The following is a 12,995-nucleotide window of genomic DNA, read 5'->3' as shown; positions in this document are numbered from 1 at the left end:
GCGGGGAGGCGTGGGTGGGCACGGACGGGAATCCATCCCCACCCTTCGGGACGTGCCGCGCTGCGCCAGGGAGAAGGACTCCCGGGCAATCGGGAGGGGGGAGGCGCGGGCCCCCGGTGAAGAAAGGGAGACGGCCGATGGATGCCATCACATTGCTGAAGGCGGACCACAAGACGGTGGAGCAGTTGTTCCGCAAGTTCGAGAAGTCGGGTGACCACGCGCTCGCGCACAAGCGCAAGCTGGTGGACGAGATGGTGCGCGAACTGTCGGTGCACGCGGCCATCGAGGAGCAGGTCTTCTACCCGGCGGTGCGCGCGCGGGCCGCCGAGCTCTCCGACGACGTGCTGCGCGCGTTGGAGGAGCACCACGTCGTGAAGTGGGTGCTGTCGGAGTTGGACACGATGCCGCCGGAGGCGGAGCGCTTCGACGCGAAGGTGCACGTGCTGATGGAGAACGTGCGCGCCCACGTCACCGAGGAGGAGCAGTACCTCTTCCCGGAAGTGCGCAAGGTGTTCAAGCCGCAGGAGCTGAAGCAGGTGGGCGAGGCGCTGGAGCTGGCGAAGCGGGCGGCGCCCACGCATCCGCACCCGGCCGCGCCGGACACGCCGCCGGGCAACCTGCTGGCGGGCGCGGTGTCCGCGGTGATGGACATGGGCCGGGACGCCCTGCGCACCGCGCGGCGCAAGGCGGAGACGCAGGTGCGCAAGGCCACGCGGCGTCCGGCGCGCAAGCCGGAGGCGAACAGGTCCATGGACGCTGGCGGCGAGTCGCTGACGCACTGACGCCAGAGCGTCTGGCGCACGACGTCACGGGCCCGGTGAATGTCCGCCGGGCCCAGGGCGTCCTGGAGGCAGGGGGGCTTTCGCGCTAGACGCGGGAGGTTTCCCCGGCCCTTGGAAGGAGGCGCCATGTCCGCCGTTCGCAGGATGTTGTCGACGCTGGTGGTGCTCGCGGGCTTCAGTGCCGCGGCGCAGTCGCAGCCGCAGCCGCCCGGTTCACCGCAGGCGCGTCCCCCCGTGGATCCGCAGGTGCGCACGCTGCGCGTGGAGGGCACTGGCGAGGTGAAGGCGCAGCCGGACGAGGCCTTCATCGACGTGGCGGTGGAGACGTCCGCCGCGAACGCGAAGGCCGCGGGCGAGGAGAACGCGAAGCGGATGGAGAAGGTGCTGGCGGCGCTCACGTCCGCGGGCCTCGCGAAGCGCGACCTGCAGACGCGCAACTACAACGTCTACCCGGAGTACGCGCCGCCGCCGCCGCAGGGCGGGGAGCCGAAGCTCAAGGGCTACCGCGTGAGCAACCTGGTGAGCGTCCACGTGACGGACCTGGCGAAGGTGGGCGGCCTGCTGGACAAGGCGCTCGCGGCGGGGGCGAACCGGGTGGACTCGGTGCGCTTCGGGTTGAGCCGCCAGGAGGCGGTGCAGGGCGAAGCGCTGCGCCAGGCGGTGGTGCGCGCGCGCAAGTCGGCGGACGTGCTGGCCACGGCGCTCAACGTGAAGCTGGGTGCGGTGCTGGACGCGAGCACGGTGACGGAAGCGCCGCGCCTGTACCCGTCGGCCACCTTCGCCATGGACATGGCCGAGTCGCGCGCCGCGTCCCCCACGCCCATCCAGCCGGAGGAGCAGACGGTGCAGGCGAAGGTGACGCTCATCTTCGCCATCGAAGTCACGCGCTAGACGCCGGGCGCCCGCCTCCCTGCCCTGCTGCCGGGAGGCGCGGGCCGTCCGACCGGTCGAGCCCCGGGCCTGAAGGCCGTGGTTCCCGGGCGGACGATGCGTCCGCATGTTTCCTCGTGAGGAAGCGGGGCCCCGGCACGTGACGTGTGGGCCCCTTCGCCCGAAGCGGGAGGTCATGGCCTATGCGTGGAAAGCGCGGGACGGCGGGCCTGCTGGTGCTGGGCCTGCTGGGCCTGGGAGGCGGCCTGTCGTCATGCGGCAGCGGGGGGGAGCAGAAGCCGGAGGGTCCGTCCGCGAAGCAGCGCGAGGGCCGCTCGGAGGTGCTGCGCGGGCTGATGGCCTCCAAGGAACGCGTGGAGCCGAGCGCGCTGAAGGCCGCGGGCGCGGAGGCCAAGGGCGCCACGGTGCCCGAGACGCAGGAGGAGGGCACCGGCGGCTCGGGCCGACCCCAGGCCCACGGCTGGGTCGCGGGCCGGGTGTCCTGGGTGGGCGACAACGAGGTGCTCTTCGTGGACGGCCAGGGCCAGGAGCGCGAGGTCTGGGTGGAGGAGGGCACGCGGCTGCGCCGGGACAACCAGGACGCGGAACTGCGCGACCTGAAGGAAGGCGATGAGCTGCGCGTGACCTACGAGTCCCGGGACGAGGGATGGATTGCAAGGGACGTGGAGGTCGTGCCCGCGCGCAAGATGTTCGAACCGGAACCCGAGTCCCAGCCCCTGCGCTGAGGGCCCGTCGTCGCGCCTGTCGCCAAGAAGAAGGGCCGCGATCCTCAAGAGGATCGCGGCCCTGTCACTTCAGGACGTCAGGAGCGGGGACTACGGATTGGCAACACCGAAGGACGAAGCGCCCACGGCCCAGTCATCCTTGGTGTTCGTGTCGGTGGCGCTCACCCGGCGGACCGAGGAGGTGATCGCCACGGGGATGCTCGTCCAGTCCGCCGCGACCTGGGCCGCGGTCGGCGTGGACGTGGTCGTGCACAGCGCACCACCGCAATCCGCGGGCAGCCACTGTCCTGCGGCCTGGAAGGCCTGGACGTTGCTGGGGAAGGCCCCGGGCGGGGTGCCCGAAGTGCTGAAGAAGGGCACGCCATCCTGGATCTCATTCGTGGCGCTGCGCACCACGATGCTCCGGCTGGAGTACGTGATGCCGGTCGCCCCGCCCTTGAAGTCCCAGGCCGTGTCGTAGTTGCCGGCGTTGGAGGCCGCGGGGAACTGGTCCTTGGCGGTGGTCTCGCTCTCCACCGCGCCACCGAGGTGGACCACGATGATGTCGCCAGCGGCGACGCTGGCGTCCGGCAGGACGGCCAACGTCGTGGGCGACACGGCGTCCTGCTGGAGGACGAGTCCGTCGGTCGTGCCCGCCGAGACGACCTGCAGCTCAACCAGGTCCTTGCTGGCTGCGGCATTCGGCTGGACCTCGGTGATGCGCAGGACCGCCGCCGTACGGAAGCCCTTGAAGGCCGCCGAGTTCGGGCTGACGACGGCACCGCCCACGGTGTCCTTCACGGACGTGGCGACCGTCACGGTGTACGCCGCGCCAGCAGTCTGGTCGCTCGTCGTCACGAGGACGTCCTTGCCGCTGACCGTCGCGCTCTGGGCCTGGAGGCCATTGCTGAACGTGAACTGCGTCGGCACGGCCGTGAGGCTCGCCGCGTCAACAGGACGGCTGAAGGAGACCTTGACCTGGGTGAGCGACGTCGCGAAAGCGCTCGCAAGCGTCGGAGCCGGGCAGGTGATGCCCGTCAGGTCCGCCCGGTAGTACGCGGACGGCTGGACGACCGAAGTCTGGGTCGGGGGGGTTCCTGTCGTCGTCGTCGTGAACTTCCAGATGGGACCCGCGTCGAGCGTCACGGCGCAGGTGTCGGCCAGGCCGAGTTCCGCGGCCAGCGTGTCGGGCACGCGCAGCTTGAGGTTCGCGTTGTTGATGCCCGCCGTCTTGAGCGTGAACGCCACGTGACCGCCACCGCTCGGTCCAGAACCGCCGTTGAGCGTACCGGTCATCCTGGCGAGGGTCGCGAAATAGGTGTCCGGCTTGGTGAGCAGATCCGTCGCGCTGGACTGATCCACCACGAGGCCCGCGGGCGTCGCCGTGCTGAGGTTGCGCACGGGGTGGTTCTGGCTGACCACGGTCAGCCCCGTGATGGTCGTCGCTGACTTGTTGATCCCGCTCTGCAACACAGTGCCGCCGGCGTTGAGGTTGACGCGATCGCCCACCTTCAGCGTCCCGGGGTCGGAGGCGACGAACATCGCCGGTCCGGCCGCTTCGGCCTGGAGGAAGAAGCCCGCGACATCCGCACCGACCGCCGGCTTGATGTAGGTGACGAACGCGCCGTTGATGGGCAGCGGGGGATCAATGGGCGTGGGCGTGGGCGCGGGAGCGGTCGGCGCCACGGCCAGGAAGGCGGCGATCTGGGCGCTGGTCGCCGTGACCGCGGGACCCGAGTCCTCGCACGTCAGGGTCGTGGTGTTGCACACCTGCGTCAGCGTGCAGGCCGGCGTGCACGTCGGGGTGGTGCCGCCGTCCGTGCCCGCATCCGTCTCCGTGCCCGCATCCGTCTCCGTGCCCGCGTCCGTGCCCGCGTCCTCTTCGGGCGGCAGGTTCAGGGTGCGCAGCTCGCACTTGTTCTCCACGCAGGCGAAGGTCTGTCCCGCAGGCGGCGTGCCCTTGTCACGACAGTCGAACTGATCAACGCACTCGTCACCACAACCCGTGCCAACCGTGATGAACACAGTGGTCACGAGCGCCGGCAGCCAGCTTCGCTTCAGCATGTGAATGCCTCCCATGGGGGTTTGCAGATTGCAGACTTCCGAATCCAGATGCGGTTCCCCTTACACCTGAAAATGGAGGGGCGTCCATTTGCCCCACCGCGTGCCACAGGCCTGTCACGCGCAGGACCCGGGGAATCTATGAAAGTCAGGGACTCTTCCGCGTTTGCGGGACGGAAGGACCCGCATAGAGGTCGATGATTTCACGGATGCCGCGCTGACAGACGGCGCAGAAGGGCACGCGGTCGCGGGTGAACATCAGACAGTCCGCCTGCGGACGGTAGAAACCCTTCGACTCGTAGTGCGCGCCCTCGAAGGCCCCCACCTTCCCGGAGACCTTCTGCGTGCCCAGGAACTTCTCCTCCCAGTCCCGCTGCGAGAGCATGAGCGCGTCCATCTCTGCTTCGGGTTTGCGCCCGGCACGGATCTTCTGACGGCGTTGCTGGACCTGGACGGCATGCGCGTCATACGTGGCCTGATTCCACGGCGTGGGCAGGGGTGTGCCGGGTGACACCAGGTCCCTCCACTTGAGTTGCGTGGGGTCCTTCAGGGCGGTGACGTTCTTCTCCCACGGCTCCACTCGGTCCTCGGGTGCGGGGCCGTAGATGGGCGCGGAGGTGTAGTACTCGTCCGCGAGTCCCGCGAAGTGGTGGCCGAACTCGTGGACGAAGACGTAGGAGGCCCAGAGGCTGTCGGCCGCCACGGTGCTGAAGAGGTTGAAGATGCCTCCGCCGCCGTAGGTGTTGCCATTGACGAGGATCTCCACGAACTCGTACGGCGCGAAGGCGGCGGTGTCGCGCAAGGCGGTGTTGTCGAAGGTGAGGATGTAACGCTCCGCGCCGAAGGCGTCGTAGGTGGAGCCCAGAGGAGGCCGGCGGTGGATGCCGGTGGACGGGCGCGACACGCCGGACTCGGCCGCCGCGGGCACCAGGCCCCAGACGTTGAAGTCGCCCTTGCGCTCCTTGAAGGGGGACGTGCTGAAGAGGATGTCCACCAGTCGCCGCGCGTCCTTCTCGAACTTGGTGTGCTCCGCCTCCGTGTAGCCGTCGCCCAGGATGAGGAAGTCCACCTTGTCCTGCGAGGGGCCGCTCTCCACGAGCTTGATCAGTGCGCCCGGCGCGGGCGGCGAGGACGGGTCGACGAACGGATCCTTCGGATCCACGACCAACGACCACACCTCCCGGAACGCGTTCTGGGCATCGCGCTTCTTCAGGATGATCTGGACGGGGCGGTCCGGCGTGGGGAAGCGCAGCGACTCACCGAAGGTGCGGTGGACCTCCTTCGCCTCAGGGGTGAGCTCCCACTCGCCGAAGATGGAGGCGAAGCCGCGCGAATACAGGAGCCGGTTCGTCTGCCGGTCCCGCACCTCGAAGAGGTACTTGCCCAGGTTCGTGTCGTCGACGGTCCGCGCCAGGTGGCCCGGCCAGGGGAGGGGCTCTACGACGAGCCGCTCCAGGCTGAAGCGCTCCTCGGTGGCGTTGCCAGTGTGGAAGTAGTCGACGCGGAACGTCCGGGGCGCGGCGAGGGCGGTGCTCGCCGTGAGCAGCAGCAGGAGGAGGGAAGCGCGCATGGGGCGGCACTCTATGCGCACCACCCGAGGCGCTTCTCGCGGGAACGTCCGGTCAGAACGAGCCGGACACCGCCGCCGCCGCGCCCGTCCCATCCGCCACGACGCCCAGCGTGACGGGCGGCGCCTTCGCGGGCGAGGACACGAGGAAGAGCACGGCCCCCGTGACGACCGCGGCCCCTCCACCCACGAGCAGCCCCGTCATGAGGCCGCTCTTCTTCACGAGCGCGCCGCGCAGCGCGACGGCCTCCGCGTCCGTGCTCACCAGCCGCCCATCGTTGGCCGCGCGGCGGGCCTCCAGGGCGTCCAGGTCCTTCTGGGCCAGGAGTCGCACGATGCCCGCGCCCCCCAGGGCCGCCACGCCCGCGCCCATCGCCACGTAGGACGCCACGCGCAGGCCCGTCCGAGGACGGGCGCCGGTGGTGGACACCTCCGTCTCCTCCGACAGCCGGTTGGGCGCGGTGAGGTCCGCGCCCGTGCTGGAGGACTGCGCGCCCCGCGCCCCGCCCGCGTCCCAGGGGGCCCGGCCGTTGGCGTTGTTCATCACCACGAGGTTGGAGGGCGACCGGCCGGTGGTGACGAAGTCCACGAGCGCGGAGAGCGCTTCGCTGGGGGCATCCAGGCCCTGCGTCTTGAAGCCGCCCTCGCGCAGCTTCTGGCCTCCCTCCACGTTGAGCACCGTGGCGGCGAACCACTTGGGCCCGCTGCTCGGACGCTCCAGCCGCACGACGATGACCTCCTCCACGCCGAGCGTGCCACCCAAGCGCACCGCGTGGCTCAGCGTGCGCTCCTCGCTGCCGTCCACGATGGAGAGGCACGGGAAGGGCGCGGCCGTCACCGAGCCCTCATAGGCGAGGTCCACCAGCAGCGGCGTGTCCGCGCCCTGGACCTGCACCTGCCGGGGGAAGCTCACCGCGTCGCCCTTCACCACGGACAACTCATACGCGCCGGCGGGGAGCTCCAGCAGGACCGGCGTCTGGCCGACGCTCAAGCCCTCCAGGTACACGTCCGACGAGGGCAACGTGGACTTCACCGACAGCTTCACCTTCGGGGCCCGCGCCTGGTCGCGGCGCAGCTTCTCGAAGGCCTGTCGCAGGGACGGGGCGAACTCATCCGGGTCGAGCTGGTACTTCGGCTGGAGGCGCAGGACCTTGAGGAAGGCCGCGTCGCTGTCCTTCGTCTTCCCGAGCGCGCGGTGGTTGAGCCCGTGCAGCAACTGCGCGCGGACGTAGAGCTTCCAGCGCGACTCACCCGGCGGCAGTCGGCCGATGTCGCGCAGGGCGTCATCGAGGAGCTGCGAGGCCCGGGCGTTGCGACCCTCGTAGAACTGGTCCTGTGCGGCGTCGAGCTGGCGCTGGAGGTCCTCGAACGAGCGGGAGGGTGAGGGGAAGAGCCGCTCACCGAACTCGGCGGCGCCCAGCAGGCGCTGGTCGGGGCGGGCGCGCAGCGCGTCGTAGAACGCCTTCGACTGGCCACTCAGCTCCGCGTCCCGGCAGTCGCCGCTGGAGACCACCATCCGGTGGGGCGAGGCCTGCGCGGCGGCGGTGGCGAGCAGGCAGAAGAGGGCAATCGCGAACGGGGTCTTTTTCAAGAAGGAGCCCACTGACTGGAGTGGAGGATTGAGGAGGATGCTTCGTGTGGACGATGAAGAAGAGGCGCGACGAATGCTTTGGCCGTTCATTGATTGAATTGCCTGACCCATAGCCGCCATGCTTGCGACCCCGCTGATGGAGCCATCCCTGTCAGCAAGAGCGTCCCCGACGCCGTACGTCGGAATCCATTGAGGCTGAGGCCTTCTTGTGGTGTCGATCGAGCGTCAACGACATTCCAGGTGTTGTCATGCCACCGACGAACATGGATCTTCCCTGAAGGGGAGCCCTGCTCTGTCCATGCGACGATTGGAGCACCTGTATCGTCGGCGGTCAGTGAGTGATCGACCACGGAAGTCTTCCCAGCGATCGCGTCGAGGCGTCCGCCAAGCACTTCCCAGTACGTGCCGTTCCAGCGGGTGACATAAAGACTGTCGGCATTCCCGTCGTACTGAATCCAGGCGACAACTGGATGATCGGTGGAATCAACGCTCATGCTGATGTAGGGGTATTGAGCCTCTGTGGTGATGTCGCTTTCGAACTCAACCCAGTCCTGGCCCACCAGTTGGCTGATGTGGAAGGTCCAGAAGGTTCCAGGTATGACCCATGCCATTATGGGTGAACCTGACTGTGTGAACCGCAGGACCGCTTGATTTCTCTCGCGGACATCCGGAGTCGGGGTGGCGATGCATTTGAACGGCCTTTGCCATCCCCGACGCTGTTCATCGAACGTGCTGATGCACGTCGAAGCACTGGTGCCTTTCCACTCCCTCCAGGTGAGGGCGAGCTTTCCGGTGGAGGTCCGGAAGAACGACGGGGACTGTTTGTTGGTGAGCACATCCGACGGATTTGAAGGGTCACCGACGGACTCCCACTGCGTTCCCGACCATCGGCTTGCGTGGAGTTGAAAGATGCCCAGGGTGTCCGCTTCGCTCCACACGATGATCGGCACGTCATTCGTGTCCAACCCAAGCGCTGATTCCTCAATGCGGGAGTCTGCCGCAGGCCCACTGAGTGTCTCACCAAGCGGGTGCCATGCGCCCTGTTCCCATTTCCGTACGAACAGCCTGCGAGCCGAGCCCTCCGTGATGTGCCATCCGCCAAACAGGGTGCCCTGGGAGTCGAAATCATAGCTGCCAAGCTGCACCGTACCGCTCGTGGCGGTAGCCCCCTGCGCGGTTCCCCACGGGATCCAATAGGGCATGTCCCAGGACCAGTCCTCGCTTTGGCCAGAAAGAACATTGCCCGCGAGATCCGCGATGCCAGGGGTCAGCACCAGGCTGGCGCTGCTGGACGCGGTGAATGCAGTCACCGGGCTGACGGCGAGCGTTCTTCCATCGGGAGACAGGGACAGCGTTCTTGAGATGTCGATGCTGTCCCGCTTGAGCCTTACGGACGCGTCCGTGAGCGAAAGGGGTTGGATGGGTTCGCTGAAGACGGCTTGGATGGGGCCGCGCACCCAGACGTCCTGTGCCCCAGGTGCTGGCGTCCGTGAAACCACTGCTGGAGGCGTTCGGTCGACCACCACTTCACGGGGCTCGCTGGTCACGATGCCATCGCCCAGGAACGACCTCGCGGTCAGCCGATGGAGGCCTTCAGGAACCGACGTTGTGTCCCACGGGTAGCTGTAGGGAGCTTCGACGGTGGTCAGGACTTCGCCGTCCAGCAGCAGCTCGACTGAAGACGGGGTGTCCCCTGTGACCTCCAGTCGTACGACCACGATGCCGTTCGTGTAGGTCGCCGCTTCGGGGCTGACGATGCGGACCTGGGTGTTGGATGCGTCGAGAGACGGAATGCTCAGGCAGGCCGTGCTGAAGAGCAGGACGACGCTCCCCCAGTGCCATGGGAAGACTCGCTGACGAGGGCTCATAGGACCGACCGACGATGCAGGCCGTGTTCCGTCCTCTACCGGACTGTCCGCCCTCCAGGCCAGCGGGCCTGGGGGATTGCCTCCCGGTCCCGAACGTGGACGGCCATCCGGATTGCGGGCCGCCCTGCTCCGCTGGCTGCTCCCCGGGTGGGCTGCCGGAGGCCCGGGTACGACTCATGCTTCATCCCCATTTTGCGACGTGGGGCGTCATGAGCGGCGCCCATCGACCCCGCTGCAACCGAACCTTCGAGCCATCGAGCCACCCCGAGGACCCCACCCCATGGATCGCGTCTGGAAGAAGAAGGTCATCGTCATCACCGGAGCGTCGAGCGGCATCGGCCGGGCCATCGCGCTGCTCCTGGCGAAGAAGGGCGCCCACGTGGTCCTGGCCGCGCGCCGGGAGGAGCCGCTGGAGGACCTGGCGGCCGAGTGCGAGGCCCTGGGCGTCCAGGCCCTCGTGGTGCCCACCGACGTGGCGGACGCCGCCTCCGTGCGCCACCTGGCGGAGGAGGCCGTGCGCGCCTTCGGCCACTTCGACGGCTGGGTGAACAACGCGGGCGTCTACATGCTGGGCAGTCTGGAGGAAACGCCGGACGAGGCATTCCGCCAGCTCATGGAGATCAACTTCTTCGGCACGGTGAGCGGCTCCCGCGCGGCCCTGGGGCAGTTCCGTCGCCAGGGCTACGGCACGCTCGTCAACGTGTCCTCCACCTTCGGCTCCGTCCCCGCGCCGTACGTCAGCGCCTATGTGTCCTCCAAGTTCGCCGTGCGCGGCTTCTCCGCGTCGCTGCGCCAGGAATTGCTGAACACCGGCATCGACGTGTGCACGGTGATGCCCGCCGCCATCGACACGCCGCTCTGGCGCCACACCGCCAACTACACCGGCTGGCGCATCCGCCCGGTGGAGCCCGTCTACACCCCGGAGCGCGTGGCCCGCACCATCCTGCGCGTCCTGCGCCACCCGGAGCCGGAGACCCTCGTCGGCCCCGCGGGCAAGAGCTTCGCGACGATGCACGGCCTGCTCCCCGGCACCTTCGAACGCACCATGCGCGCCAGCACGGACGCGCTGCACTTCAAGGACGCGCGCACGGGCCCCACCTCCGGCAACGTCTTCCAGCCCATGCCCGAGGGCACCGGAACGTCCGGCGGTTACCACGGGGCCGGAAAACAATGGCTGCGCCGTTTCCTGGTAGCCGGAGGACTGGCCGCCGCGGCGGTGACCCTGCGACGCCGTGCGAGCGACCGTCGCCTGGGCGTGCGGCTCTCGCACGCCCTGGGAGCGTGATGGCCATGATTCAGGGGTGCGCCCCCATGCCGGGGGCCTCCGTGACGGGGCCATGACATGACCTGGGGAAGAGTCACACCCGCCATGAACATCGCCGTCCTCGTCAATCTGCGTGCGCGTAAAGGGTCTGAAGGCATGGGGGGGCTCGTGCGCCACCTGCTGCCCCGGGCCCGGGTGGCCCTCACCCGCTCCCTGGAAGAGGCGCGGGAATGGGTGAACCAGCTGCGGCATGACCCGCCCAGCCTGCTCCTGGCGGGCGGAGGCGACGGCACCATCACCGGCCTGCTCAACGAGCTGCGCTCCCAGGGCGTGGCCCTGCCGGCCATCGGCGTGCTGCCGCTGGGCACGGGCAACGCCTGGGCCCGCGTCACCGGCGCGCCCCGTCCCCACGTGGCCCTCAAGCAGATCGCCGCGTACGGCGAACGCCTGCCGCCGCTGCGTCCCTTCTCGCTGGTGCGGGTGGAGGGCCGGGTGGCGCCCTTCGCGGGCACGGGCTGGGACGCGGAGATGATTCAAGACTTCAAGAACCAGCTCGCCATGGCCGGGCCGCTCAAGAGCTCGCAGGCGGGCCTGCGCGGCTACCTGGGCGCCATGTTCACCCGCACGGTGCCGCGCCACCTGTTCGGCGAGGGCAACCCGAACGTGTCCGTCTACAACGTGGGCGACTCCGCGCTGACGGTGGACGCGACCGGCGCGGTGCGGCCCATCCCCAACGGCGGGCCCGGCGCGCTGCTGTACCAGGGGCCCGCGGGCGTGGCGGGCGCGGCCACCACGACCGAGTGGGGCTTCGGCTTCAAGGCCTTCCCCTTCGCCCAGACGGTGCCCCACCGGCTGTCGGTGCGCGTGTACGGCGCCGGGGTGATGGAGGCCACGCGCAACATGTTCCGCCTGTGGCGCGGGGAGCACCCCATGCCGCGCATGCACGACTTCTTCGTGGAGCGCGTGCGCATGGACTTCGACCGCGAGGTGCCCTTCCAGATGGGTGGCGACGTGCTGGGCATGCGCCGCTCGCTGGAGTTCGACCTGGCCGAGGAGAACGTCCAGCTCGTCGACTGGCGCCGCCTGCGCCGGCTCGTCGAGGTGTAGGCGCGCGCGAAGGAGCTTGCCCGCACCGTGTCCGCTGGACACGATGCCGCGAGCCCAGGCGCGGGGCGGTACCCGGCGGGGATGGAGGCTTCCCACATGAGCCACACCTATGAGTACCCGCGCCCGGCGGTGACGGTGGACTGCGTCGTCTTCGGGTTGGACGACGAGGACCTCAAGGTGCTGCTCATCCAGCGCGGCGTGGAGCCGTATGCCGGACGGTGGGCGCTGCCCGGCGGGTTCGTGCGCATGGAGGAGTCGCTGGAGGACGCCGCGCGCCGCGAGCTGGAGGAGGAGGCGGGGCTGCGCACCAGCCACCTGGAGCAGCTCTACACGTTCGGCGCGCCGGACCGCGACCCCCGGGGCCGCGTCATCACCGTGGCGTACTTCGCGCTGGTGAAGCTCAGCGCCCACCACCTGCAGGCGGCCACCGACGCGCGCGAGGCGGCGTGGTTCTCCGTCTGGGATACGCCGAAGCTCGCGTTCGACCACGCGGAGGTGCTCGCCACCGCGCTGCAGCGACTCAAGGGCAAGGTGCGCTACCAGCCCATCGGCTTTGAATTGCTGCCGCCCAAGTTCACCCTGTCGCAGCTCCAGCGGCTGTACGAGACGGTGCTGGAGCGCGAGCTCGACAAGCGCAACTTCCGCAAGAAGATCCTCGCCATGGACCTGCTGGAAGAGCTGGACGAGGTGGAGCAGGACGTCTCCCACCGCGCCGCGCGCCTCTACCGGTTCGACCACAAGAAGTACAAACAGCTCGAGAAGGCCGGCTTCAACTTCGAGCTCTGACGGCCTCCCCCACCCACCGTTCATGACCCTGCTCCGAGTGGCCCCGGAGTGCCGGTTCCGCACGTTGCCTTGACCAAGTGTCATTTCGACACTAAGTTTCGTGTTGTAAGGACACGAAGCCAGGGCGGCCGCCGGTCGCCTCCTCGTCAGCAGGTCCCAGTCGTGCGTGCCCTTCGAGGGCCACGGGAGAGCCATGTCCACGCTGCCCTTCGACGTCGCGGTGGGTTCGGTGCAGGGCCGGGAGCATGCGCGCACGGGGCGCAACAACCAGGACGCCATCTGCGTCCGGGACAGCGCGCACGGGCTGGTGGCGCTGGTGGCGGACGGGTGTGGCAGTCAGCCGTGCAGCGAGCTGGGGGCGCAGCTGGGGGTGC

Annotated in this window: 11 protein-coding genes; 7 read left to right on the top strand and 4 right to left on the bottom strand. The window is 69.0% G+C overall.

Annotated elements, in window-relative coordinates; translation table 11 throughout:
- The first annotated feature begins 137 nt into the window (after positions 1-137).
- From D7V97_RS29705 to D7V97_RS29695, 3 genes are all read left to right on the top strand, one after another.
- The gene (locus D7V97_RS29705) at positions 138-782 is read left to right on the top strand and encodes a hemerythrin domain-containing protein (protein ID WP_120614006.1); all 645 of its coding nucleotides are present in this window, start codon (positions 138-140) and stop codon (positions 780-782) included.
- Positions 783-908: 126 nt separating this feature from the next.
- Complete coding sequence (locus D7V97_RS29700) at positions 909-1,673, top strand: SIMPL domain-containing protein (RefSeq protein ID WP_120614005.1); 765 nt, start codon at positions 909-911, stop codon at positions 1,671-1,673.
- 182 nt (positions 1,674-1,855) lie between these two features.
- Positions 1,856-2,398 (top strand): hypothetical protein, encoded by a 543-nt coding sequence (locus D7V97_RS29695; RefSeq protein WP_120614004.1) that lies wholly within the window; start codon positions 1,856-1,858, stop codon positions 2,396-2,398.
- A gap of 90 nt (positions 2,399-2,488) precedes the next feature.
- On the opposite strand, the gene D7V97_RS29690 is transcribed toward D7V97_RS29695, so the two are convergent.
- From D7V97_RS29690 to D7V97_RS29675, 4 genes are all read right to left on the bottom strand, one after another.
- Entirely contained in the window at positions 2,489-4,441 is a 1,953-nt protein-coding gene (locus D7V97_RS29690; RefSeq protein ID WP_120614007.1) for an Ig-like domain-containing protein, read from the bottom strand.
- Between the two features lie 145 nt (positions 4,442-4,586).
- Entirely contained in the window at positions 4,587-6,008 is a 1,422-nt protein-coding gene (locus tag D7V97_RS29685) for an IgA Peptidase M64 (RefSeq protein ID WP_120614003.1), read from the bottom strand.
- Between the two features lie 52 nt (positions 6,009-6,060).
- Positions 6,061-7,596, bottom strand: coding sequence for a PEGA domain-containing protein (locus D7V97_RS29680; protein ID WP_233583307.1), 1,536 nt, complete (start codon positions 7,594-7,596; stop codon positions 6,061-6,063).
- 86 nt (positions 7,597-7,682) lie between these two features.
- Positions 7,683-9,464 carry an Ig-like domain-containing protein gene (locus D7V97_RS29675; RefSeq protein WP_120614001.1) on the bottom strand — a complete coding sequence of 594 codons (1,782 nt, stop codon included), beginning with the start codon at positions 9,462-9,464 and terminating at the stop codon, positions 7,683-7,685.
- A 280-nt stretch (positions 9,465-9,744) separates the two neighbouring features.
- Between D7V97_RS29675 and D7V97_RS29670 the strand changes: the two genes are divergently transcribed.
- The 4 genes from D7V97_RS29670 to D7V97_RS29655 all read left to right on the top strand — a co-directional run.
- A complete protein-coding gene (locus D7V97_RS29670; protein ID WP_120614000.1) occupies positions 9,745-10,749 on the top strand; it encodes an SDR family oxidoreductase in 1,005 nt (334 codons plus the stop codon).
- An 84-nt stretch (positions 10,750-10,833) separates the two neighbouring features.
- Complete coding sequence (locus D7V97_RS29665; RefSeq protein ID WP_120613999.1) at positions 10,834-11,835, top strand: diacylglycerol kinase family protein; 1,002 nt, start codon at positions 10,834-10,836, stop codon at positions 11,833-11,835.
- Between the two features lie 96 nt (positions 11,836-11,931).
- Positions 11,932-12,621 carry an NUDIX domain-containing protein gene (locus D7V97_RS29660; protein ID WP_120613998.1) on the top strand — a complete coding sequence of 230 codons (690 nt, stop codon included), beginning with the start codon at positions 11,932-11,934 and terminating at the stop codon, positions 12,619-12,621.
- Between the two features lie 193 nt (positions 12,622-12,814).
- Positions 12,815-12,995: protein phosphatase 2C domain-containing protein (locus D7V97_RS29655; RefSeq protein WP_147445027.1), on the top strand; the 181-nt coding region annotated here is incomplete at its 3' end.

Source organism: Corallococcus sp. CA053C, assembly GCF_003611675.1.
In the GTDB taxonomy this organism is placed as follows: Bacteria; Myxococcota; Myxococcia; order Myxococcales; family Myxococcaceae; genus Corallococcus.
The sequence above is the reverse complement of the archived record's forward strand: the minus strand, read 5'-3'. Positions and strand labels throughout refer to the sequence as shown.